Origin of the sequence: Hyalangium versicolor, from assembly GCF_020103695.1 — a bacterium.
GTDB lineage: Bacteria > Myxococcota > Myxococcia > Myxococcales > Myxococcaceae > Hyalangium > Hyalangium versicolor.
The window spans coordinates 1-21,835 of the sequence record NZ_JAHXBF010000060.1; the positions used below are offsets into that span (position 1 = coordinate 1).

The window sequence follows — 21,835 nt, forward strand, 5'->3', positions numbered from 1 at the left end:
CGGGTGATCGCTACCTGGCTGCCTCGGTGCCCCACCTGTCATCGCTCCAATTCTCAACATTCCTCACGCCACCGACCAGGCCTCCCGGCTCACCCTGCAGGCCCCTGATGCAGTAGTGCTAGTCCCGCTAGAGTCGGCAGCCGGGCGATCGAGGCCATGCCACCCTCTCCTCTCTGTGGTACGCGTCCGGTCCGGAACGGAGCAGGCGCCCGTCGCTCGTGGTAGGGCTCGGGACGCGGCACCCACCCGTCCCTCTCCCGCTGCCCGAGGGAACCTCTGCAAGACATGAAGCACCGATATGACGTCATCGTGGTGGGTCTCGGCCACGCCGGTTGCGAGGCCGCTCTCGCTTGCGCTCGCATGGGCCTGGAGACCCTCGGCCTCACATTGAAGCGCGATCGCGCCGCCGTCATGAGCTGCAACCCCGCCGTCGGCGGCACCGCCAAGGGACACCTCGTCCGGGAGCTCGATGCGCTCGGCGGTGAGATGGGCCATGCCGCCGACCGCGCCGGCACCCACTTCAAGACCCTGAACGCCTCCAAGGGCCCTGCCGTCCAGGCCACTCGTGTCCTCTGTGACCGAGACGCCTACGCCCGCATCGTCCAGTCCGTCCTCTTCTCCCAGCCGAACCTCACCGTGCACGAGGCCGAGGTCTCCTCCCTCGTCGCAGAGGGCGGCCAGGTGGTTGGCGTGGTGCTCGGCGATGGCACCCAGGTGCAGGCCCGTGCCGTGCTCCTCACCACCGGCACCTTCCTCCACGCCCTCATGCACGTGGGCGAGAAGAAGGAGGTGGGCGGCCGGCTCGGAGATGAGGCCGCACGAGGCCTCTCCGACTCGTTGCGCTCCCTGGGCTTCTCGCTCGGCCGCTTCAAGACGGGCACCCCCGCACGCCTCAAGCGGGACTCCATCGACTGGGACGCCGTGGAGCCCCAGCCCGGAGACCTGCCTCCACGCTTCTTCTCGTGGCGCACGCGCCGGTTGCTGCCCGTGGGCGAGCCCATTCCGCTCCAGCCCGCCGTCACCTGCGGAATCACGTACACCACCCTGGAGACCCACCGGCTGCTGCGAGACAACCTCCACCGCTCGCCCCTGTTCCAGGGCGACATCGTCGGCCGAGGGCCTCGCTACTGCCCCTCGCTGGAGGACAAGGTGGTGCGTTTCGCCGCCCGCGAGCGGCACCAGGTGTTCCTCGAGCCCGAGGGCCCCGACTCGCCGCTGGTGTACCCGGCGGGTCTGTCCACCAGCATGCCCGCGGATGTGCAGCTCGAGTTCCTGCGCACCATCCCCGGTCTCGAGCACGTGGAGGTGGTCCGCTTCGGCTACGCGGTGGAGTACGACTACTCGCCCCCCACGCAGCTGTCCTCCACCCTGGAGACCAAATCCGTGCGAGGCCTGTACTTCGCCGGCCAGCTCAATGGTACCTCCGGCTATGAGGAGGCCGCCTTCCAGGGGCTCTACGCCGGCATCAACGCAGGCCTCCAGGTGAAGGGCGAGCCACCGCTGCTGCTCGGCCGGGACGAGGCGCACGGCGCGGTGCTGGTGGACGAGCTGATCACCAAGGGCGTGGACGAGCCGTTCCGCATGTTCACCAGCCGCTCGGAGCACCGGCTCAAGCTGCGCGAGGGCAACGCGGAGCTACGCCTGGCCCGGCACGGCCACCGGGTGGGGCTGGTGCCGCGCGAAGCGCTCGAGCGGGTGGAGGCTCGGGCGCGGGCGGTGGCCGAGGAGGTGGCGCGGCTCAAGCGCTCCGGTCTGGCGCTGCGGCTGAAGCGTCCCGAGGTCAGCTACGCGGCGCTGGCCTCTGAGGCGCGCGAGTGGCCCACTGTGCCCCCCGAGGTGGCCGAAGAGGTGGAGGTGGAGGTGAAGTACGAGGGCTACATCGCCCAGGCCGAGCGCGCGGCGGCTCGCGAGGCCGAGGCGTGGGATGGTTGGGCCATTCCCGCCGGCTTCCGCTTCAACGAGGTGCGTGGCCTGTCGACCGAGGCCGTGGAGAAGTTCACCTCGCACCGGCCGGGCACGGTGGGACAGGCCCGGCGCATCCCCGGAGTCACCCAGGCCTCGCTGTCCCTGTTGCTGGTCGCCCTGAAGAAGGAGCGAGCCGCCAGCTGATCAGCGCCCGTGGGCGATGCGGCGCAGCTCGGCCGCCACACGGGCCTTGGTCTCGCGTCCCTCGGCCACGGCCATGGTGAGCTCGTAGAGCGCCTCCGAGCCATGCTCGAGGGAAATGCCGTTCAGATCGAGGAACACGAGCGCGGCCAGCAACCCAGCCCGCTTGTTCCCATCCACGAACGGGTGGTTGCTCACCACGTGGAACAGGTAGGCCGCCGCCATGGCCCACACATCCTCATGCACGAGCTGCCCGCCGAACGACGCGGCCGGCTGCGCCAGCGCCGACTCCAGCAGCCCCTCGTCCCGAAGGCCGGCGCCTCCGCCAAAGCGCTTCAACTGCATCGTGTGGATCTCTCGCACCTCGTCCGGGCTCAGGAAGTCGGGGCTCATAGGGCCAGCTTCCTCAGCGTCTCGGCGTGCCAGGTCATCAGCCGCTCCGTCGCTCCGCGCAGCCGCTCGAGCCGGCTCTCCCGGGCCGGCCGCACGAGGATCACCTTTCCATCCGTCCTCACCTCCAGCGGCGTGTCCTGATCCACGCCGAGCAGCTCCAGCAGCGCCGGCTCGAGGACGAGCCCCTGCTGCTCGCCCATGGGTGTCAGCTTCTTGATCATGATCAGCCCCCGCGTGTGACGGTTCGCGACCTACCGTAGGGGCATAATTGAGGGGTCGGCAATCAGAACGCTTGGATCCGAAGGCCTCCTGGGTGTATGTGCTGGCCCCCCCGCGTTCCGGCCCCTCGCCCGGATCCGAGGATACTCATCGGGTCGGATCTCTCTCCCCCACCGTGTCAAGTTGGTATGTCCCAGTGCGCTCCAGAGCACGTTTCCCAACTGTGAAACCGTGGGCTTGATCGCAGGCGCCCTGTGGAAAACGTGTGGATAACCCGCGCTTTTCTGGAGCGATCAAGGAAATCAGCCACTTGCAGCTAGGGGGGCTGTGGAGGATCTGTGGATAACACCCGCTTCTTTGATCAGCTCCAACAGGGGTGTCGCGCGCTCGGGGTAGGACTCGGAGAGGACGTGCCTTCGAAGCTCCAGCGCCTCATGAATGAGCTGCTGAAGTGGAATGCGAAGGTGAATCTCACCGCCATCACCGCGCCCGAGGAGGTGCTCGAAAAGCACTTCCTGGACTCACTCGCGGTTCTGCCCGAGCTGGAAGGCGCCGGCTCGCTGTTGGATCTCGGCGCGGGGGCTGGCTTCCCGGGGCTGCCGCTCAAGATTGCGCGGCCGGCGCTCACGGTGACGCTGGTGGATGCGGTGGGAAAGAAGGTCGGCTTCCTCAAGGCCGCCATCGCTGCGCTCGGGCTGAAGGATGCGCGCGGGCTCCATGCTCGCGCCGAGGGCAAGCCCGAGGCCGAAGGCATTCCCCGCGCCGAGGTGCTCATCGCCCGCGCCTTCATGGATCTTCCCGACTGGCTGAACCTCGCGCCCGCTTACGTGCTGCCGGGAGGCCGCGTGGTGGCGATGCTCGGCAAGGCCCAGCCCGAGTCCGAGCTGCAGGCCCGCGCCTCGGAGCGCTCCCTGCGCCTGGTCTCCTCGCGGCAGTACCAACTGCCCTTCTCCGGCGCCGAGCGGCAGATCGCCGTCTTCTCCCAGGCGTGAGCCACCTGCGGCCCAGGTGACGGGCGCTGGCGCTGATCAGGGATGAGGCAGGCTTCGGCGCTCGCGGATCAGCGCGAGTTCCACGCCACGGACTCGGATTGCAGCGCGAGGATGCGCGGGGCCCTGGGCAACGCTCCCCCCGCCAGGCAGGCGGATGCTCCCGAGAGCGTGAACGTCGTTGAGGCCGACAGCCCCTGAGCGTTCGTCACCGTGGCAGTAATGGACGGCGTGGTGCCCGTCAGTACGCAGGGCGACGGCGTCCACTCCACCTCGCTCTGAGAGGCCTCGGCCACCGGTGTCCCCAGCGTGCCCGTGTTCGCCGTCCAGGTGATGGAGAGTGATCGGGACTGCGGATCATTCGCCACCACGCGGAAGGTGACGCGGCTGCCGGGGAAGGCGCGCAGGTCGGATTGGAAGGTGCTCGTGATGCGAGGCACAGCCTGCGCCTCAGAGGTTCTCGCTCGCGGCGCGGGAGGGACTCCCACGGGTTCAGTGGAAGCCTGGGTGCACCCGCCCATGATCAGACCCAGTACCGCCAGCAGGCCACGGCCCTTCCAACAGCTGTGCGCGTGCATGGCGTGCCTCCTGGCGCCTCGCTCGCGAGAGCAGGCAGGGCGCACAGTGTAGGAGGCATTCGGGTGTCGGCCAGTTTTCAGCGCCACGCGAGGTTCGGAGAGATGGAGCCCCGAACGTTCCGAGACAAGAAGGGCCGCGCGAAGACGGATCACCGAGGAGTTGGAGGCGGGGGCGGCTCTGGCGGAGCCACGCAAGGCACAGGGGTACCGGGAGCCGGGTGAGCTACGTGCGCGGGAGCAGGGCTCGTGGCACGGCCCGTGACAAGGCCGGCGCCAAAGAGCAGCAACGCGGCGCTGATCCCGAGCGCCACCGGGACCCAGCGACGCTTCAGGGGTGAGGCAAGCGGATGCTCGGGGGCATCCAGCGCGCGAAGTGCCTCCTGTGCTGAGGCAAAGCGCTGCGAGGGATCCACCGAGGTCAACCGGGCGAGGAACTCGCGCAAGCCGGAGGAGACATCCACCCGCGAGAACAGTGCACCCTGCCCTGCTTGGCGCAGCTGAGGGTCGTGCTCCGAGGAGAGTGCCTCCACGAGTGTGACGCCCATCGCGAAGAGATCCGTGGTGGCGTCCAACTCACCGCTGGTTTGCTCGGGAGGTGTGTAGTGGGAAGCCTCGGGGCTGGCGCGGCCGCGCACCCAGCCCGCGCCGAAGTCCACCAGGAAGAGCGCGCCATCCGGACGGCGGATCAGGTTGGCGGGCTTGAGGTCGCCGTGGAACACCTGAGGCGAGCGGCTCTGCAGGTACCGGAGGATGTCGAGGACCTGACGAGCGAGCTCGCGGGCCTCGAGTTCGGTGAAGTGGCGGTTGGAGAATTCGTCCTCGAGCGAAGTGCCTTCGATGAACTCCTGCACCAGGTACAGGCGGGTCTCGGCGCCGAGCCCGAGCTGGAGCATGTCCAGGTAGCGCGGGATGCGCGGGTGGGTGAGGGTCTGGAGCTGCTTTGCCTCCTGATGGAAGGCGCGGAGCGTGGAGGCGCTTGGCTCGGAGGAAAAGGACAGCTCCTTGAGGACGATGAGCCCATCCGAGTCATCGGCGAGATAGGTGCGCGCGGCGCCACGCTGACCCAGGAGCTGGCGCACTCGGTACGTTCCGACACGCACGGCGACGCCACAGTGGACGCAGCGTTCGCCACCTGCAACCTGGTTGCAACCGGGGCAGATGCCTGAGGGAGGGAGCGAGCCTGTCATCGAAGTTCTTCCGGGTCCTGACGACATGAAGCGGCCTCCACCACATCTGGTCCCGCATTCTCTGTCGGGCCGGGGGCGGGGAACAAGGGCGCGGGTGGACGGTGTGTCCGAGTGAAGAAGATGTGGAAGTTCGCGAGCAATCATTCGGCGTTTCCGCGATGGGGCTTGGTGCGAGGATTCGTGCGCGAGGGTTTCGCGAGTGGAGCCCTTCATCGTGCTGTGCGCGAGTGGCCTGTTGGGCAGACATCGATCGAATGCTTCGTGCTTTACGCGACGAATGAGCGGAGGTGGAGGTTCCGCGCGCTCAGCCGCGGACGAGCCGTGGTGCCGGGCATCCGATGGAAGCGAGTGAGCTGTGAGCGAGCAGGGTGCTGATTGGAATGGAGCGGTGGTCGGCGGTTCGCGCGGACTCCGATGAGCGGTTCGTGTTCGGCCAAGAGGATGGACGGATCCTGGTGCTGGCGTGTGAGGCTCGTGGCTGCCGGCGTGGGAAGGAGCCGTTGTGGGCGCGAGGTGCTCGATGTCGCGGGCGTGTCGTGGATGAGGACCGCAACCGCGCGGGGCTGAGCGGAGAGTCAGAGCAGGCCTCGCATGAAGAGTGTCTGATCAGGCTGCACGGATGGGGAAGGGAAGAGCGGAATGGCTGCACGCAGTTCCTGGTACGAGGGAGGTGACAATGCGCGTGTGGCAGGCGCCGTCCACGTACCGTGTTCCATGGGGAACCACCGAGGCTCATCCGGTTCGCTGCCATCTACGGGACGAGTGCTGCTTCACGCTGAAGTCTGATGGCCGCGCTTGCCGTCAGCGTGAGCAGATGCGGTTGTGAAGGGGGAGCCTGTCGGGCGCGGTTCGAGCCAAGTGGTATGCCTGTCGTACCAGGCCGGTCCCGAGTCGCCGCCAGCCGACTGGTTCAGCACAGTGCTTCGAGATGCGGTCGAGAAGGGGGAGTCTGTCGGGCGCGGTTCGAGCCAAGTGGTATGCCTGTCGTACCAGTTCGCTCCTGAGTCGCCACCAGCGAACTGGTTCAGCACAGCGCTTCGTCATCGCGCATCTGCTCAGGCGGCAGCGGCATGGGCCTGCCGCGGAACTCACCCTTCGACGCGCACGTCAGGAAGAGATGCTCCGTTGGCTGACTCCTGCTTGAGGTGGTGCTCGAGACTCCTTTTCCGCAGGAGAGAGTTCGGACGGCTGCGTGGTCATCGACAGGCTGATCAGCAGGGAGGGTGGAGCTCCACGGAGTGCTTCGCGGATGAGGGCTTGCGCTGGAACATTCGAGTTCAGCGTGAACCTCGTGCTGGCACGCGAGGAACGTGAGTGACCGGGCTCGACTTGTTGGAGCGCTCCAGTCTGATCAGCAGCTCAGGATGTTCAGTGGATGGCGGAACCTCACGATGGGGAAGGGCTCTGCGGGAACGGGTGCTCTCTTCCTTCGCCTCGTGTTCCGGATGAAACGTCAGGGGCTCGCGGCGTGGATGAGCGCCAGCGCATGAGCGGTGCTCGCCCAGCGCTGTTCCACGTGGAACGGAGTGGGCCCGTGAACTGGGTGTTGGCGACGCGCTGTCTCCGTTGTCTCTGCTCCACGTGGAACGTGAAGGCACAGGAGTCGATGAACGTGAGCGCGCGAGCCAGAGAGTCTGCTGACTGTGCTTCAGGTGGAACGTGGCGAGATGAGAGTCGATGAGCGCGAGTTCATGAGCTGGGCTCCGGCGTGGCCTCATTCCTCATGGACCGGTGAACGCGTTTGGAAGCGAGGAAGTGAATGCGCGGAGCGCATTGTTCGCCTGGGCTTGGTCCACGTGGAGCACTGAAGGCGAGCTGGGCGCGCGAAGCTCACGGCTGCCTGCTCGTGTTCCACGTGGAACGCTGGAGATGCGTGAGGAGGATGAGCACGAGCGAGCCGCAGCGGATGCCTGTTCCTGTTCCACATGGCGCGCTGAGAGCAGAGAGCGAATGGGCACAGCGCACGAACCTCGTCGCCCGCATGTGCATGTTCCACGTGGAACGAAGAGGACTCGTGAGCTGGCTCTGCGCGGAGTGGAGTCTGCACCTGGCGTGCCTCCATGAGCTGCCTGATCACCGATCCGTGCGTGCTCCACATCGAACGCCGTCGGAGCTTCATGACGAACCGTCAAGACTGCGAAGCAAGCGCAGCGCTGTGCACGTTCCACGTGGGACATGGAGACCTGCGAATGGCCGCGGCTCGTTCAGCAAGGATTGGCTGCTTCATGCTGTTCCACGTGGAACGCTCACGCAGCAGTCGGGCATTCAGCCGAGCCCGCGAGTTCGAAGCTCCGGCCTTGTTTCGGGCGGAGCAGTCGAGATGAAGCAGCCAAGGCGCAGACACACCGGCTTGATCAATCAGCACGCCGGGCCTGATGCAGGACGCGCGTCGCAGCTCAGTCGTGCGGAGGGTGCCCCCAGGCTGTTCCACGTGGAACGTTCTGCACGAAGGACCCAGGCCGTGGCTGGCAGGCCCGAAGCTCCCTCCTTGTTCCACGTGGAACAAGGGTGCTCGATGAGCCTGAGCCAGGCCTGAGCTCAGATGATCAGCCGCCCCTCACAGTCTTGTGCACAGCGCGCGTGGGATGCCCACGTTCGTGGAACGTGAGCAGAGGAGTCGTTCAGTTGCCGGGCGAGCAGGTCCTAAGCTCGGTCCATGTTCCACGTGGAACACGCGTGCGCGAGGAGCTCGGGCTGCAACGGCGCCGGGCTGATCAACTCTCCCTTCCTGGCCCATGAAGAGCATGGATGAGCATGCGGCCGACGCGCAGAGAGGAGGTTGTCGGCGTGGACCTGTTCCACGTGGAACGTGCGCAGAGGAGTCAGTCCGCCGCCAGTCCAGCAGGTTCGAGACGCGTGCTCTGTTCCACGTGGAACAGGCGTGAGCGAGGAGTTCGGGCGGGCTGATCAACCATCTGTTCCTGGCACATGAAGAGGCGCCATGAAGCTCCGACGCCCTTGTGGCCGGAGTGAAGAGAGAAGGCTGTTGGCGCGGACTTGTTCCACGTGGAACGTGCCCGGAGGAGCAGGCCTATGGCGCGCCCCATGCGGCGGGCCTTCTCCCTTGTTCCACGTGGAACAAGCGCGGGAGAGGAGTCGGAGCGGCAGGAGACAGCGGGTAAGCAGTCATTCCTCCGATTGCTCGCGGAGGTCTCTGTGCGGCCAGGCTGACGGTGTGGAGCGGGAAGGTGTCCGTGGGGTTGTTCCACGTGGAACTTGAGTGAGCTCGCACGAGGATGCCGCGCGGTCTCGCGGCGCCCGTGTTCCACGTGGAACCTCTGTGCTGCGCATGAGGGCGCGGATCCATCGCAGGGGCTGAGTCTTCAGACCCAGCAGTCGTGGGAGGCGCATGCGTCGGCAGCATGCAGTCACGCGGTCCCGAGGCCGACCGTGTTCCACGTGGAACCTGCATGCAGACAGTTCTGTGTCGCGTCCTCTTGTGGAGTTGTTCCACGTGGAACTTCTGCACTGGCAGGCCAGACATGGATCCGGCGCGGGAGGCCGGCCCGCGGAAGTGGAGCCGATGCGGAGCCTCCGCATCGGCAGGGCAGGGTGACGAAGTCTCCGCAGCCGCGAGTTCCATGTCTGTCATCTCAGGAGCCCCATGAGGAGCCGCCCGGTGGCAGGGGAGGGGAGCGTGCTCCACCGCGCCCGGTCTGCGGAGCCCCCCGCGCGATGCCGACACATCTCCGTGGATCCGGTTCAGAAGAGCAGGTCCGTGGCGCGGGTCCGTTCCACGTGGAACACCCCAAGCCCCCGTTCAGAACACGCCCCGCGGACCCCCGTGCAGGCCCTCCTTCAGGCCCGCTCCGGAGCCCCTCCGCAGCACCCCAGTCGGGGGGGAAGCAGGCTCAAATTGCCACTAGATCGGTTGGCCGTTTGGTGGCTCAATGCGCCCGCACTTCCGGGCTCCCGGTGGCACTCCCACCACGCCATCCGGGCTCCCGAAAGTGCCTCGGAATGCAACGCGGAACCCCGGACACCGGGCACCGAACAGGGATGGGCCAAGTGGGTCGAATCATCTGCATCTCCAACCAGAAGGGCGGCGTCGGCAAGACGACCACCGCCATCAACCTCGCCGCCAGCCTGGCCTCCGCCGAGCGCCGCACGCTCCTGGTCGACATGGATCCCCAAGGCAATGCCGGCAGCGGACTCGGCCTCAAGCGCGATGCCCTCCATGGCACCATCTATGAGGCCCTCCTCAATGGTCGCCCCATGAAGGAGCTCCTCCACCCCACCGAGCTGCGCTACCTCCAAGTCGTCCCCGCCACCCCGGACCTCACCGGCGCCGAAGTCGAGCTCGTCGCCCAGGAGCGTCGCGAGTTCCGCTTGCGCGACGCGCTCCGCCCCCTGGCCAAGGAGTACGACTACATCCTCATCGACTGCCCGCCGTCGCTCGGCCTCCTCACCCTCAACTCCCTGGTCGCCGCCGACTCCGTCCTCATCCCCCTGCAGTGCGAGTACTACGCGCTCGAGGGTCTGTCTCAGCTCACCCACACCGTGGACCTGGTGCGCAAGGGCCTCAACAAGGACCTGAAGATGGAGGGCATCCTGCTCACCATGTTCGATGGCCGCGCCAACATCGCCAACCAGGTCGTCGACGAGGTCCGCGGCTACTTCAAGGACCAGGTCTTCGGCGTCGTCGTCCCGCGCAACGTCCGCCTCGCCGAGTGCCCCTCGTTCGGCAAGCCCATCATCCTCTATGACATCAAGTCCAAGGGCTGCGAGAGCTACCTCGCCCTCGGCCGCGAGATCATGAACCGCGAAGGCAGGAAGCCCCCCGCCCGCAAGGTCGCTTGATTCAGACACTGACCCCAGGGAACTTCCTCAACCTTCACCCTCCCGCCGCCTCCTTAATAAGGACACTCCCTATATAAGGAGGGGCTGAGGGCCCCGGCGCTCCGGCGCCACCGCGGAGAAGACGTGTTGAACGCGAACGCAGACAAACAGAAACGGGCCCTAGGCCGAGGCCTCTCGGCCCTCATCCCTCAGGCCGGCCCCTCGGCTCCCGCGGGCGGTGCCGTGGTGGCGGAGCTCCCCACCGCGCGCAATGGCGTGCTCAAGCTCGCCATCGAGTCCATCCACCGCGACAACGCCCAGCCCCGTCGCTACTTCGATGAGGCCAAGCTCGCCGAGCTCACTGAGTCCATCAAGGCCCAGGGCGTGCTTCAGCCGGTGCTCGTCCGCAAGGATGGATCCGGCTACAAGCTCATCGCTGGTGAGCGCCGCTGGCGCGCCGCCCAGGCCGCGGGCCTCAAGGAAGTCCCCGCACTGGTGCGCGAAGTCACCGAGGCCCAGGCCTTCGAGCTCGCCCTCGTCGAGAACATTCAGCGCGCGGACCTCAACCCCATCGAAGAGGCCGAGGGCTATCAACGCCTCGTCGATGAGTTCAAGCTTACGCAGGAGCAGATCAGCCAACGCGTCGGCAAGGAGCGCTCCACCGTCGCCAACGCCCTGCGCCTGCTCGCGCTGCCCAACGATGTGAAGAACCTGGTGGCCGATGGTTCGCTGAGCATGGGGCATGCGCGCGCCCTGCTCGGTGTGCCCCGGCTGCCGGAGATGCAGGCCTTGGCCGTGCAGGTGGCCGAGAAGAAGCTCTCGGTGCGCGACACCGAGAAGCTGGTGCAGCAGAAGCGCCAGCACAAGAAGGATGGGGGCAAACCCCCCAAGCAGAACCCTCAGGTGAAGGCCCTGGTCGAAGAACTTCAGCGTCGATTGGGAACCAAAGTGCGTCTCACCGAGCGGTCTCCAGGGAAAGGAACTTTGGAAGTCGACTTCTTCTCGTACGATGACCTGGACCGTCTCTTGAAGCTTCTCAGGAAGGAGTAGCGCGTGGCGCTCCTCGGCGGGAAAAAGGACGAAGCACCCAGCAGCAGCAGCATCAGCAAGCCACTGTTCAAGCGGGAGGAGGATTTCGTGTCGACGCGTCCAGGCGACATTCACACGCTGCTCGGCAAGGGGAGCGAGTTCACCGGAAAGCTCACCTTCGAAGGTCAGGTGCGGATCGATGGCAAGTTCAACGGTGAGATCTTCACCAAGGACACCATCGTCATCGGAGATGGGGCGCGCGTGGAGGCCACCATCAGCGCCGGCACCATCATCATTCACGGCACCGTGGTGGGGAACATCACCGCCGCGCAGATCATCGAGCTCAAGTCGCCGGGCCGCGTGAAGGGCGATCTCACCACCCCCGCGCTCACCATCGAGCGCGGCGCCTCCTACGATGGTACCTGCAAGATGGAGGGTGGCCGGACCACGGCGCCTCCACCGGGCGGCGACAAGAAGTAGTGCCATCTCCCATCCACAACGCGCTCCTGGCGGCGGTACTGGCGCTCGCGCCGTTGGCCGCTGGGTGCTCGAAGAAGAAGGAGGAGCCTGCTCCCTCGCCTGCAAGCGGGGCGGCCGCAGGCTCCACCGAGCGCCTGTCCACCCCGCGCGCGGGCGTGAAGGTTCCCCTGCCGCCAGGCTGGTCGGCGGTCGTCGCGGCGGACGGTAGCTTTCAGGCAGGGCCTCCGGATCAGCCGGTGCTGCGCGTGGACATCCGCCGCGGCGAGGGCGAGAAGATGCCCACCGTCGAGGAGCTCACCGACTCCATCCGAAAGCAGTTCGCCGACTTCCAGGTCTCCATTGATCAGGAAGAGGGCGACGCGCAGGTGGTGCTCATCCGCATCACCGTGGCTCCGAAGTTGGCGGATGGCGGGCTGGGGCAGCATGGGCCCGCGCTGCTGGGGGCTCGGCGGGCAGGGGACGATCTCTTCCTCTGCGCCACGCTGCCCGGTGCCACCACCGAGGATGTCCTGTTGGCTACGGACGCCTGCCGCAATATCTCTGTGCAGGCGGCGCCTCAGTGAGCTCATCGTAGAGCTGCCTGCTCGGACACCTGCCAGGAGATCATCCATGGACTGGAGAGCGAACCTCGTCGAGGACGAAGCCGCGGTGCAGGACATCCTCCGGAAGTCGCACCGAGTAGCCGTGCTCGGCATTCGACCGGAGAGCCACGCCCACAAGCCCGCTCATTCCGTTCCTCAATATCTGCAGGCGCACGGCTTCGAGATCATCCCCGTGCCCACGCAGGAAGGGGCCGGGGACACCATCCTCGGGCGCCCCACCTACCGCAAGGTCGCGGATGTGCCGGGAGAGGTGGACATCGTCGAGGTGTTCCGCCGGCCCGAGGACATCGATGCCCATGTGGAGGACCTGCTGGCCAAGCACCCGAAGGTGGTGTGGTTCCAGCTCGGCATCCGCAATGACGCGGCGGCGGAGCGGCTGGCTCGAGCCGGCATCCGCGTGGTGCAGGACCGGTGCATGAAGGTCGAGCACGGCAGACTCGCCCACGCTCAGGCCGACTCCTCGCACCCGTAGCACCCAGCGGATCACACAGGGGCATGTCCTGTGGATCCGCACACCCTCGGAGGATCTCCCACCCGGGAGTGGGCTTCGGAAGGTGGGCAGCGCTGCCGGTGAGCACTCCTCACACGCAGTGGGGCTTCACGTTTCCGAAACGAGTTCATACCCTGTATCCTACGCCTTGGAATTGGCCTCCCCCCGTTGGGCACCTGCCCCGGTGCCCGCGCTTCGAGAAGGAGTGAAGCAATGGCTCTGCCCGAGTTGCTCTCCCCCGCCGTCAGCGTGGTTGGGGTTCTCCTTCTGGGACTGCTCACCGCAGCCACGCTCGTGGGGACACGGGCCCGCCCGCAGCCCGTGCCCGTTCGCCGGGACTCTCCGCGCCGCCGGCGCTGAGCGCCCAAAAGCCGTGAGCCCGGAAAGCGTCGGGAGACCGATGCCGGGCGACGTGTATCCTGAAGCTTGAAGTTCGCGGCCCGCGTGCCGCTGGAGGCAAGGAGTTCCCCGCCTCGCGACACGCTCCGTGGGCCCTTTCAGCGCTTGAAGGACAGCGAGAGCGCGAAGTCGCCCGCGGCGTCCGTCCACCACTCCGAGAGGTGCAGCCCCGCCTCGGCCAGCTCGGCTTCCACTTGTTCCGGACGGAACTTGCAGCTCACCTCCGTGCGCAGCACCTCGCCCCGAGCGAAGTTCACCGAGCGACCCAGCGCCGCCAGCCGCACCACCTGCTCACGCTGGGAGATGAGCTGCATCTCGATCCAGCCGTTGGCCTCGTCGAAGGGGGCCAGGTGCTCGAAGGCTTCCACGTCGAAGTTGGCGCCCAGCTCGCGGTTGAGCACGCGCAGCACGTTGCGGTTGAACTCGGCCGTCACGCCCGCGCTGTCGTTGTACGCCGCGAAGAGGCGCTGACGACACTTGATCAGGTCCGTTCCCAGCAACAGACATTCGCCGATGGCCAGGCCGTCGGCCACCTCGCGGAAGAAGTGCGCGCGCTGCGCGGGCTTGAAGTTGCCGATGGTGCCTCCCAGGAAGGCCACCATCCTCTGGCCGCTCCGAGGCAGGAAGCCCAGGTGGCGCTCGAAGTCGCCCACCACCGCGTGCACCTGGAGCCCCGGGTACTCGCACGCCAGCTTCGCGGCCGCGTCCCGCAGGAAGGCCTCGCTCACGTCGAAGGGCACGAAGCGCCGCAGCCCCTCGGCCTGGAACGCGTTCAACAGCAGCCGTGTCTTCTCGCTGGTGCCGCTGCCCAGCTCGATGAGCGTGTCCGCGCCGCTGATCCGCGCAATCTCTCCCGCGTGGGCCTCGAGGATCTCCCGCTCGCGCCGCGTCGGGTAGTACTCGGGCAACCGGGTGATGTCGTCGAAGAGCTGGCTGCCGCGCTCGTCATAGAGCCACTTGGGAGACAGCTCCTTGGGGCGCGTGCACAGCCCCGCGAGCGCCTCCTCGCGCAAGGCGCGCAGTGCGTCTCCCGGCCGCACGTGCACGTCCACCTCGAGAAGCCGCTCACGTGTCAGCCCCAGCCCTTCCGTCATCATGCTGAGCTCTCTCATCTCGCGTCCCTCGCACAACGGAAGCCGGCGAAGATCTGCCGGCGGATCGGGTAATCCCAGTTGCGGAAGCTGTTGCGCACGGCCACGGGCGAGCTCGCCCACGCGCCGCCACGCAGCACCTTGTATTCAGAGCCGAAGAAGACCTCGGAGTACTCGCGGTAGGGGAAGGCGCGGAACCCCGCGTAGCCCCCGAAGTCGCTGGCCGTCCATTCCCACACGTCCCCGAGCAGTCCCCATACGCCGTCCGCGCTCCGTCCCTGGGGATAGGAGCCTACAGGTGAGGGGCCCCACGTGTCACCTGATAGGTTGGCTTGTTCGGAGGCGGGTGCAACGTCGCCCCACGGGTGCTCGCGCGGCGTGCCGTCGCTGCCCTGCGCGGCCTTCTCCCACTCGGGCTCCGTGGGCAGGCGCTTGCCAGCCCAGCGCGCGTACGCGTCCGCTTCGTACCAGCACACGTGCTGCACGGGCTCGTCCTTCGGGAGCGGTTCGATCCAGCCGAAGCGCCGGCGCAGCCACACGTGCTGTCCCTGAGGCAGCCAGAACTGCGGGTGACGGAGGCCCTCGGCCTGGATGAACTCCCAGCCCTTCGGGTGCCACCAGCGCGGATCCTCGTAGCCACCCGCCTCCACGAAGACGAGGTAGTCCCCATTCGTGACGGGGTGCGCATCCAGGAGGAAGGGCGGCACGTCGACCACGTGGGCGGGTCGCTCGTTGTCGTAGGCCCAGGCGCCGTCGCTGCCGAGGCGCACCGGGCCGCCGGGAATGAACACCTCGTGCAGCGGCGCGGAGGCTGGCTGCGGACGAGGGCGGGCTGCCGGGCGGTACTCCCACGTCGTCATCAGCTGCAGCGTGGCGGCGAGCGTCTCCGCGTGCTGCTGCTCGTGCTGGGCCACCATGCCGAACGCGAAGCCGTCCTTCAGCAGCGGTTCGGGCGAGTCCTCAGGCACTCTGTCCAGGTGCTCGCGGACGGCCTGGCGCACGCGCGCCGCGTAGGCAAAGGCCTCGGCGGGCGTGAGCAGCGGGAGCTGAGAGCGGGTGCGGCGGGGGTGCTGGAAGGCGTCGTAGATGGCGTCGAAAGAGGCATCCGTGAAGCCGCGGCCTCCCAGGGCGCGCAGCAGCCACTGCTCCTCGTAGTTGGCCACGTGTGCCATGTCCCAAACTAGTGGGGACATGAGCGGCGAGTGCTGGCGCAGCAGCTCCGCCTCCGGCAGTCCAGCCAGCATGCCGAGGGTCCGCGCGCGTGCCGCCTCCAGCTCTCGCCAGGCGCGGACCTTCCAGGAGACTTCCGTGACGTGCTTCGCCGGTGCCGCGATGCCGCTGCCAGACATAACCCCCCTCCGGAAAAACTAGGGAGGCACCCCAGCGCTGAGGAGCGTCTCCCCGTCATCGTCGTGACGGGAGTGAGCCACTCCACGCCTGAACCGTTCGTCGCGAACAGTTTCTACCCGAGTGGGGAATGGCTCGTGGCTCGAGTTGGCGGACTCGAGCACCAAACGTCCGGAGGCAAACGGCGAGGGCTCTGACGGCAGCGTGCCGGGCACGCAGGCTGCCGATCAGCGGACGATCTTGATGTTGAACTCCGCCGTCTTCAGCGTGCCGAAGAGGCGGATCCACAGCGGCAGGTAGGACTCGGTGCCGCGTGACTGGGTGATGTCGCCCAGGTCCAGGAGGTGCTTCCAGCCGAACTGCGTCTTGAGGAACTCGCCCACCGAGGACTTCGCGGCCGCGTCATTGCCGCAGATGAACAGCTGGTGGTCTCCGCCGCCAATCTTGCCCGGATCCACCATGATGGAGACCGTCACCGTGTTGAGCGTCTTGACGACCTTCGTCTCGGGCAGGGCGGCCTGGGCCAGCTCGCCCAGCGAGTCCGTGTTGCCCGCGAACAGCGTGGGCGGCATGCCCTTGGAGAAGTCCAGCGGGTTGGAGATGTCGACGAGGATCTTCCCCTTCAGGCCCGGGGCCGCGGCCTTCAGCGCCTCGAGCGAGCCGGTGCCGTTGGTGCAGTTGAAGACGAGCTCGCCAAAGCCCGCCGCGTCCGCGAACGTGCCCTGAGAGGCCTTGGCGCCCGCGCTCTGCGTCCAGGCCACGGCCTTCTCGTTGTTGGCCGTGCGCGAGCCCATCTTCACCTCATGCCCGAGGGCCACCAGCTTGTTGCCCAGGGTGACACCCACCATGCCGGTACCGAGGATTCCGATCTTCATCGCGTGCTCCTTCTGAAACGGTGCGAGGCGAAAGCTAGCGGGGAAGGAGCAAGGTTGAGAATCCCGCGCCCGTTCAATCCTCCGTCAACTTCCGGTTAACAATGCGGGCATGGACTTGTTCTCGGGAGTGCTCCCCTTTCTTCACACCGCCGAGGAGCGCAGCTTCCGCAAGGCCGCCGCGCACCTGGGGGTGACGACGGCCGCCGTCAGCAAGGCGGTGGCCCGGCTGGAGGCGGAGCTGGGTGTCACGCTGCTGAACCGCACCTCGCGCCACGTGTCCCTCACGCCGGAGGGCTCCGCCTTCCTGGAGCACTGCCGTGAGGCGGTGGCGCGCATGCAGGCCGGGCGTGAGCTCGTCGCCCAGGCGCAGAAGGTGGCCGAGGGCGAGCTCAAGGTCTCCATGCCCCTCATCCTCGGCCGTGTCGTCGTGCCGGAGCTGGGGCGCCTGGCCGCGCGCCACCCGCGGCTCACCTTCAACCTCTCGCTCACGGATCGCTTCGCCCGCATGGCCGAGGAGGGCGTGGATGTGGCGGTGCGCATCGGCGAGCTGGAGGACTCGAGCCTGGTGTCTCGCACGCTGCGGGTGCCGCAGTGGGTGACGGTGGCCTCGCCCGCGTACCTGGGGCGCCATGGCACGCCTCGGCACTACAAGGAGCTGGAGCGCCATGCGTGCCTGAAGTTCGTCACGCCCTCGGGCGTCAGCCGCGAGTGGACGTTCCGCGACAAGCGCGAGGCCCGCGCCCTCACCGTGCGCACGCCGGATGCGTTCCGCATCGACCACGGCGAGCTGCTGGTGGAGGCCGCGTTGGCCGGGCTCGGCATCTGCCAGGCCTTCGACTTCATGGTGACCGAGCACCTGCGCGCCGGCCGGCTCGTGGAGGTGCTGGCCCCGTATGCGGCGGCGGGGCCTCCCATCCGCGCGCTGTGTCTGCCGCGGCGCCAGTCCACGCCGCGGGTGCGCGTGTTCCTCGACTACCTCCAGCAGCTCCTGCGCCGCGAGGAGCGCTGACGGCTACGACGGCTACTCAGGTGCACCGCAGGCCAGCCACTGCGAGAGCTTGCGCCGATCCTCCACCGATGGCTTCTCTCCATCCGGAGGCATCTCCTCGTTGGTGACGGTGGCGCTGGCGCCGGCCATCTTGTCGATGTCCTTGGACTCGGCGCGGATCTCCTCGAGGGTGTTGAAGTTCACGTCACTCGGAGCGCCGTGCCGCGCCGAGCCCATGAGCGCGGTGTTGTGACAGCGCAGGCAGTAGGTGCCCATGAAGGTCTGCCCGAAGCTCTGGTACGTGAGCGTGTTGTCGGTCGGGCACACCATTTCGGTGGCCTTTCCTTCTCCGCAACCGGTCAGGGAAAGGACAGCGGCGCTCGCGAACGCGCCCAGGACTGAAGCCAGACGAGAGGGCATACGGGAAGTCTCCTGAAGGGGGCCCGAGAGGACGGGCGCAACCCACCCGGCACGATATGGAAGCGGGCTTGGGCTGCAATGGACGCCAGGGAAGCGTCCCGTCTGATCCGCGACATGCCTGCTCGCTCACCCCGCGAGTGAGGAGGCCGCCCCCAGGGGCAATCGGTCTGCCCTGCGTCCGCTGGATGACAACCCTTCTGTGCAGAGGGCCTGGACGAGGCCCGTTCCGCGCTCGCGAGCAGCGTGAGCACGCACGAGGAGGCACGGCATGGCTTGGTCCAGGACTCCGTGGTCGGCATGGAATGGCCTGGGCTTCGGCCTGGTGGCGGGTGTGGTGTTCGCCATCGCCGAGTGCGTGGCCTCGATGGCGGGCGGGCAGGGAGTGCTCACGCCGGTGCGCTTCGCGGCCAGTGTGCTGCTGGGCGCGCGCGCGCTGGTGGACATGCCGCTGGGGCTGGTTGTCGCCGCGGGGCTGGCGGTGCACCTGGGGCTCTCGGCGTTCTTGGGATTGGCGTACTCGCTGATCGACGCGCGGCTGTCTCCCGCGCTGCGGCCCAAGGTGGCCCACCAGTTGGCGGTGGGCATGCTCTTCACGCTGGTCGTGTGGGTGGTGACGTTCCAGTTCGTCGCACGCGGGTACTACCCGTGGTTCCTGGGCGTGGATCAGTTCTTCCAGTTGGTGATGCACGCGCTGTTCTTCGGCGTGCCGCTGGGGCTGCTGTTCGCGGCTGCAGAGAAGCGGCGGGTGGCCATCGCCGTGTTTGAGCAGGGAGTCTCCGAGGAGCGCACGACACGCCGGGCCGACGGGGGAACACCGGACTGATTCGGGAGGAGAGGACGATGCGATACGCGATGTGGCTGGGGTGCGTGTGGCTGGGCGCGAGCGTGGCGGGCTGTGGAGGCGTGCGCGCGGAGGCGCCGCTCATCGACGAGAAGCCGACGGCGGCGAGCGCGGGCGAGGGCGGTGGGGCGGAGATCGACACGGGCCGGTGGGCCTCCATGACGCGCACGCCCAAGGCCGAGCAGGAGCGGCGCCAGCTCTACGAACAGGTGGCGAAGGACATTGGCCTGGAGAAGCCGCGGAGTGGGCAGGGAGGCTCGGGCTGGGAGGGCACGGGCGGCGGTGGACGGGCGGGGAGCGAGCGGCGGAGTTGCGACGAGGTGCTGGCGGCCAATGAGCCCGCGGCGGTGGTGTCAGGAGAGCTGGACTACGCGATGGATGGGGTGTTGACGGTCAACGTGCCAGGGCAGGGGCCGATGAAGCTGCTCGCGGACGAGAGCACGTGCGTGGTGCAGAACCATCGGGTGCGCCCGCTTGACGCGTTGCAGGTGGGCACGGAGACACGGGTGTCCTATGTGCTGGTGAACGGGCTGCCCACGGCCCGGGTGCTGCGCGCCGAGCCCGAGCGTTTCGTGCATTGACGCTGCTGGAATCCAGGCCGCGAGACAAACTCTTGGGGTAAGATGGTGTGACGTGACCCTGAGGGTTACATCTCTGGATGCGCCGACCCCCGAGGCGCTGGACTGGATTGACGAGACCCATGGACAAACCCCTCTCGAGCATTCTCGGCGCCGCGGTGCGCATCGCCCGGGTGCGGGCTGGGCTGACGCAGGAGGACGTGGCCGAGCGCATTGGCATGGCCTCGGAGGTGTATGGGCGGATGGAGCGAGGGCAGATGCTGCCGCGGGTGGAGAACCTGCGCCGGCTGTGCCTGGTGCTGAACGTGGCGCCGCAGGAGTTGCTCGGCCTGGAGGCGATGGGCCTGGGCAAGGTGGACTCGCCTCGGGAGGAGGCGAAGCCCCGGCCGGATGACACGGCGGACATGCGGCGGTTGGTGCGCCGGCTGCGCAGGCTCAACCCCACGCAGGTGAAGCTGCTGAGCCTTGTGGCTGGAGCGATGCTGAGCAAGGGCAAGCCGGCCAAGGGACGGAAGCGGGCCTCTTCGGCCCAGCGTGAGCTGGAGTGACGGGTGTGTGAGTAGGTAGCCCTGTGGCCTACCTGGTGGGTTCCGGCTCCTGGGAGGAGCGGGGGCCCGGGTGGGGAAGGGTCCGCGCGTCGTGGCCGCAACCTCCCAGGTGAGCTGCGCTGGAACACAGCCCTCTTGTAAACGAATGAACCGCTCCGACGCGGCCAGAGGCCTTGGCCCTCGCCGCTCCCGAGGAACTCCATGAAGCGCTCATTGCTCTGGGTGCTCTGCGCCTTGCTTCCAGCCTGCGCGTTCTTCCGACGCCCGCCGCGGCCTGTCTACGCCCCGCCTCAGGAAGCGGCGGCTGTCACATTCCCGGTGGAGCCGCTCGAGCTCAAAGGAAGTGTGACTGTCTCTGGCAACCTGCTTGCGGCCGTCGAGCTCGCCATGGAGGACTTCCTGCCTTGGGACCTTCGAGTGCCCACGGGAGCAACGCCCCGCGAGGTATGCCTCGCCAAACGCGAGACGTATGACGTCATCGCCGCTCCTGGAGACGGCGGCCTGGTCTTCGTCCAGATCTGGGTGCGCCCTGGTGCGTGTGAGGGCCCCATGGCCGTCGATCTCGGCGCCTACTACGCCATTGATGTGGTGCAGCGGCGCATCGTCGCTGCGCGCCGCTGAGGTGGCTGAAGCGGGGGCCTACGTGAGGAGCGCTACCGGTGCGAGGCTGCCGCCAGGAGAGAGGCTCGCCACTGGCGGGTGCTGTCGTCCTGCGGCATGGCGGCGTCGAAGTGGCCGGCGCGTACCAACTCCACGAGCCGCGTGTCGCGGGCCAGGAGGTGCGGTACGTCCCAGGGGAAGGTGAGGGCGGGCTCGCGTGCTCGCTGGAATTCGGGCGTCGCGGCCAGCTCTTCGAGGAACCGCGAGTAGGTGTCGAAGAAGCGGTCCACGTTCGACGCGATGGGTAGGAGGAAGGGGCCATCGAGTTCGTAAGTATCTGCGTGAACCACGGGCTGATGGCCCTGCGCATCCGCCAGACTCGAGACCGTGGCGTAGGTATAGGCCAGGAGCGGTTCACCTGCGAAGATGAAGAGCGGGAGTTGGACGCGCGCTTGGAAGTTCTCTCGCCACCAGGTGTTCTGACTCTCCAGGCTGTACTCGCTGTCGTCATTGCCCGCCAGCACCACTCCGGCGACATCCGTCGCGAAGGAAACCTGGCTCCACCGGGAGTAGAGGGAGGCCAGGACAGGATCGAACGCGAGTCCATGCAACATCGTACCGGGGGCAGGTGCCGCTCGCGTCGGTGGCCTCGTCATGTGGGCCAGACCGAGGCGGCGGCATACCTCCATCAAGCGCTCCAAGCCAGGTAACTCCATTGATGATGTCCACCTCGCGCTAGTTGGGAAACAACCGCTCCAATACCCGGATCGCAGCTCGCTCGGCCTCCTCTAGAGAGCGCGTCGCGCCGGGAGGAGTGCCCGCCTGGTGATACCAGGCAAGAAACTGGTCATCGATGACCCGAGTCGTCTTCAAGACGTCCGTGGCAGTCGGGTCCGGGCGCAGCTGGCGGAATCGGATCCATACACGGTTGATATGTCCATGCACGACCTGCTGCACCATGGCGATGTTGCTAGCAGCGTTGATGTCTTCCTCTGCGAAGAGGTGAGCGTAGTCCAGCGGTTTCCGATGATGAATGGGCAGGGCGGCACCTCTATCTTCCAGCAGTTGCCTCAGTTCTGGGTGCAACGTCTTGTAGTACTCACGAGCTGAATCACGGAGCCGTTTCTTGGCTTGGGGGTCCAGCCGTGTCTGGACGAGCTGCTCGACTTGTTCCACTAGTGGAGTGTCCGACAAGTTTTTCAACATAGTCAGGACCGGTGTCGGTCCATCCATGCGTGCATCTTGGAGCGAGTCCAGGACCAAGTGAACGGGTGGGCGAAGAGGCGGTTGTACTCG

Annotated in this window: 23 protein-coding genes; 13 read left to right on the forward strand and 10 right to left on the reverse strand. The window is 67.2% G+C overall.

Annotation, left to right across the window (positions count from 1 at the left end; genetic code table 11):
- Positions 1-285: 285 nt before the first annotated feature.
- A complete protein-coding gene (gene mnmG, locus KY501_RS52350) occupies positions 286-2,109 on the forward strand; it encodes a tRNA uridine-5-carboxymethylaminomethyl(34) synthesis enzyme MnmG (protein WP_224373128.1) in 1,824 nt (607 codons plus the stop codon).
- Here mnmG and KY501_RS52355 read toward each other — a convergent pair whose 3' ends face one another.
- Together KY501_RS52355 and KY501_RS52360 are read right to left on the reverse strand one after the other, a co-directional pair.
- A complete protein-coding gene (locus KY501_RS52355) occupies positions 2,110-2,499 on the reverse strand; it encodes a type II toxin-antitoxin system death-on-curing family toxin (RefSeq protein ID WP_224373130.1) in 390 nt (129 codons plus the stop codon). It lies immediately after the preceding gene.
- Entirely contained in the window at positions 2,496-2,720 is a 225-nt protein-coding gene (locus KY501_RS52360) for an AbrB/MazE/SpoVT family DNA-binding domain-containing protein (protein ID WP_224373131.1), read from the reverse strand. The genes KY501_RS52355 and KY501_RS52360 overlap by 4 nt, the downstream gene beginning before the upstream one ends.
- Before the next feature lie 336 nt (positions 2,721-3,056).
- Here KY501_RS52360 and rsmG point away from each other — a divergent pair, with 336 nt between their 5' ends.
- Positions 3,057-3,710 carry a 16S rRNA (guanine(527)-N(7))-methyltransferase RsmG gene (rsmG, locus tag KY501_RS52365; RefSeq protein WP_224373133.1) on the forward strand — a complete coding sequence of 218 codons (654 nt, stop codon included), beginning with the start codon at positions 3,057-3,059 and terminating at the stop codon, positions 3,708-3,710.
- Positions 3,711-3,778: 68 nt separating this feature from the next.
- Here rsmG and KY501_RS52370 read toward each other — a convergent pair whose 3' ends face one another.
- The gene (locus KY501_RS52370) at positions 3,779-4,285 is read right to left on the reverse strand and encodes an Ig-like domain-containing protein (RefSeq protein ID WP_224373134.1); all 507 of its coding nucleotides are present in this window, start codon (positions 4,283-4,285) and stop codon (positions 3,779-3,781) included.
- Positions 4,286-4,434: 149 nt separating this feature from the next.
- Positions 4,435-5,385: a serine/threonine protein kinase gene (locus KY501_RS52375; RefSeq protein ID WP_224373136.1), complete on the reverse strand. Its 951-nt coding sequence runs from the start codon at positions 5,383-5,385 to the stop codon at positions 4,435-4,437.
- Positions 5,386-9,471: 4,086 nt separating this feature from the next.
- Here KY501_RS52375 and KY501_RS52380 point away from each other — a divergent pair.
- From KY501_RS52380 to KY501_RS52405, 6 genes are all read left to right on the forward strand, one after another.
- Complete coding sequence (locus tag KY501_RS52380) at positions 9,472-10,272, forward strand: ParA family protein (protein ID WP_255637573.1); 801 nt, start codon at positions 9,472-9,474, stop codon at positions 10,270-10,272.
- Between the two features lie 123 nt (positions 10,273-10,395).
- Positions 10,396-11,301, forward strand: a complete 906-nt coding sequence (locus KY501_RS52385) for a ParB/RepB/Spo0J family partition protein (protein ID WP_224373138.1) — start codon at positions 10,396-10,398, stop codon at positions 11,299-11,301.
- Between the two features lie 3 nt (positions 11,302-11,304).
- Positions 11,305-11,760 (forward strand): bactofilin family protein, encoded by a 456-nt coding sequence (locus KY501_RS52390; RefSeq protein WP_224373139.1) that lies wholly within the window; start codon positions 11,305-11,307, stop codon positions 11,758-11,760.
- Complete coding sequence (locus KY501_RS52395; protein WP_224373141.1) at positions 11,760-12,323, forward strand: hypothetical protein; 564 nt, start codon at positions 11,760-11,762, stop codon at positions 12,321-12,323. The genes KY501_RS52390 and KY501_RS52395 overlap by 1 nt, the downstream gene beginning before the upstream one ends.
- Positions 12,324-12,369: 46 nt before the next feature.
- A complete protein-coding gene (locus tag KY501_RS52400) occupies positions 12,370-12,834 on the forward strand; it encodes a CoA-binding protein (protein ID WP_224373142.1) in 465 nt (154 codons plus the stop codon).
- A gap of 231 nt (positions 12,835-13,065) precedes the next feature.
- Positions 13,066-13,212 carry a hypothetical protein gene (locus KY501_RS52405; RefSeq protein WP_224373144.1) on the forward strand — a complete coding sequence of 49 codons (147 nt, stop codon included), beginning with the start codon at positions 13,066-13,068 and terminating at the stop codon, positions 13,210-13,212.
- A 137-nt stretch (positions 13,213-13,349) separates the two neighbouring features.
- On the opposite strand, the gene egtD is transcribed toward KY501_RS52405, so the two are convergent.
- From egtD to KY501_RS52420, 3 genes are all read right to left on the reverse strand, one after another.
- Positions 13,350-14,348 carry an L-histidine N(alpha)-methyltransferase gene (gene egtD, locus KY501_RS52410; protein ID WP_224373145.1) on the reverse strand — a complete coding sequence of 333 codons (999 nt, stop codon included), beginning with the start codon at positions 14,346-14,348 and terminating at the stop codon, positions 13,350-13,352.
- 11 nt (positions 14,349-14,359) lie between these two features.
- The gene (gene egtB, locus KY501_RS52415) at positions 14,360-15,691 is read right to left on the reverse strand and encodes an ergothioneine biosynthesis protein EgtB (protein ID WP_224373147.1); all 1,332 of its coding nucleotides are present in this window, start codon (positions 15,689-15,691) and stop codon (positions 14,360-14,362) included.
- Positions 15,692-15,916: 225 nt separating this feature from the next.
- Positions 15,917-16,564, reverse strand: a complete 648-nt coding sequence (locus tag KY501_RS52420; protein ID WP_224373148.1) for an NADPH-dependent F420 reductase — start codon at positions 16,562-16,564, stop codon at positions 15,917-15,919.
- A 109-nt stretch (positions 16,565-16,673) separates the two neighbouring features.
- Here KY501_RS52420 and KY501_RS52425 point away from each other — a divergent pair, with 109 nt between their 5' ends.
- Positions 16,674-17,573, forward strand: a complete 900-nt coding sequence (locus tag KY501_RS52425; protein WP_224373150.1) for a LysR family transcriptional regulator — start codon at positions 16,674-16,676, stop codon at positions 17,571-17,573.
- Positions 17,574-17,585: 12 nt separating this feature from the next.
- Here the strand turns inward: KY501_RS52425 and KY501_RS52430 are convergent, their stop codons facing one another.
- The gene (locus tag KY501_RS52430) at positions 17,586-17,972 is read right to left on the reverse strand and encodes a hypothetical protein (protein ID WP_224373151.1); all 387 of its coding nucleotides are present in this window, start codon (positions 17,970-17,972) and stop codon (positions 17,586-17,588) included.
- 268 nt (positions 17,973-18,240) lie between these two features.
- Here KY501_RS52430 and KY501_RS52435 point away from each other — a divergent pair, with 268 nt between their 5' ends.
- From KY501_RS52435 to KY501_RS52450, 4 genes are all read left to right on the forward strand, one after another.
- Positions 18,241-18,795, forward strand: a complete 555-nt coding sequence (locus KY501_RS52435) for a hypothetical protein (RefSeq protein WP_224373153.1) — start codon at positions 18,241-18,243, stop codon at positions 18,793-18,795.
- A 17-nt stretch (positions 18,796-18,812) separates the two neighbouring features.
- Positions 18,813-19,394, forward strand: a complete 582-nt coding sequence (locus KY501_RS52440) for a hypothetical protein (protein WP_224373155.1) — start codon at positions 18,813-18,815, stop codon at positions 19,392-19,394.
- Between the two features lie 119 nt (positions 19,395-19,513).
- Positions 19,514-19,939, forward strand: a complete 426-nt coding sequence (locus tag KY501_RS52445) for a helix-turn-helix domain-containing protein (RefSeq protein ID WP_224373156.1) — start codon at positions 19,514-19,516, stop codon at positions 19,937-19,939.
- A gap of 201 nt (positions 19,940-20,140) precedes the next feature.
- The gene (locus KY501_RS52450; RefSeq protein ID WP_224373157.1) at positions 20,141-20,560 is read left to right on the forward strand and encodes a hypothetical protein; all 420 of its coding nucleotides are present in this window, start codon (positions 20,141-20,143) and stop codon (positions 20,558-20,560) included.
- 32 nt (positions 20,561-20,592) lie between these two features.
- Here KY501_RS52450 and KY501_RS52455 read toward each other — a convergent pair whose 3' ends face one another.
- Positions 20,593-21,153 (reverse strand): hypothetical protein, encoded by a 561-nt coding sequence (locus KY501_RS52455; RefSeq protein ID WP_224373159.1) that lies wholly within the window; start codon positions 21,151-21,153, stop codon positions 20,593-20,595.
- 121 nt (positions 21,154-21,274) lie between these two features.
- Positions 21,275-21,835 (reverse strand): hypothetical protein (locus KY501_RS52460; RefSeq protein WP_224373160.1); only part of this gene is annotated, 561 nt, incomplete at its 5' end.

What these genes read in the sequence shown, in the direction of transcription:
- mnmG (WP_224373128.1), top strand. Translation starts at nt 286, where the DNA reads ATGAAGCACCGATATGACGTCATCGTGGTGGGTCTCGGCCACGCCGGT.
- KY501_RS52420 (WP_224373148.1), bottom strand. Translation starts at nt 16,564, where the DNA reads ATGAAGATCGGAATCCTCGGTACCGGCATGGTGGGTGTCACCCTGGGC.
- KY501_RS52430 (WP_224373151.1), bottom strand. Translation starts at nt 17,972, where the DNA reads ATGCCCTCTCGTCTGGCTTCAGTCCTGGGCGCGTTCGCGAGCGCCGCT.
- KY501_RS52405 (WP_224373144.1), top strand. Translation starts at nt 13,066, where the DNA reads ATGGCTCTGCCCGAGTTGCTCTCCCCCGCCGTCAGCGTGGTTGGGGTT.
- egtD (WP_224373145.1), bottom strand. Translation starts at nt 14,348, where the DNA reads ATGATGACGGAAGGGCTGGGGCTGACACGTGAGCGGCTTCTCGAGGTG.
- KY501_RS52360 (WP_224373131.1), bottom strand. Translation starts at nt 2,720, where the DNA reads ATGATCAAGAAGCTGACACCCATGGGCGAGCAGCAGGGGCTCGTCCTC.
- KY501_RS52355 (WP_224373130.1), bottom strand. Translation starts at nt 2,499, where the DNA reads ATGAGCCCCGACTTCCTGAGCCCGGACGAGGTGCGAGAGATCCACACG.
- KY501_RS52380 (WP_255637573.1), top strand. Translation starts at nt 9,472, where the DNA reads ATGGGCCAAGTGGGTCGAATCATCTGCATCTCCAACCAGAAGGGCGGC.
- KY501_RS52445 (WP_224373156.1), top strand. Translation starts at nt 19,514, where the DNA reads ATGGACAAACCCCTCTCGAGCATTCTCGGCGCCGCGGTGCGCATCGCC.
- KY501_RS52450 (WP_224373157.1), top strand. Translation starts at nt 20,141, where the DNA reads ATGAAGCGCTCATTGCTCTGGGTGCTCTGCGCCTTGCTTCCAGCCTGC.
- egtB (WP_224373147.1), bottom strand. Translation starts at nt 15,691, where the DNA reads ATGTCTGGCAGCGGCATCGCGGCACCGGCGAAGCACGTCACGGAAGTC.
- KY501_RS52435 (WP_224373153.1), top strand. Translation starts at nt 18,241, where the DNA reads ATGGCTTGGTCCAGGACTCCGTGGTCGGCATGGAATGGCCTGGGCTTC.
- KY501_RS52370 (WP_224373134.1), bottom strand. Translation starts at nt 4,285, where the DNA reads ATGCACGCGCACAGCTGTTGGAAGGGCCGTGGCCTGCTGGCGGTACTG.
- KY501_RS52400 (WP_224373142.1), top strand. Translation starts at nt 12,370, where the DNA reads ATGGACTGGAGAGCGAACCTCGTCGAGGACGAAGCCGCGGTGCAGGAC.
- KY501_RS52425 (WP_224373150.1), top strand. Translation starts at nt 16,674, where the DNA reads ATGGACTTGTTCTCGGGAGTGCTCCCCTTTCTTCACACCGCCGAGGAG.
- KY501_RS52440 (WP_224373155.1), top strand. Translation starts at nt 18,813, where the DNA reads ATGCGATACGCGATGTGGCTGGGGTGCGTGTGGCTGGGCGCGAGCGTG.
- KY501_RS52455 (WP_224373159.1), bottom strand. Translation starts at nt 21,153, where the DNA reads ATGTTGCATGGACTCGCGTTCGATCCTGTCCTGGCCTCCCTCTACTCC.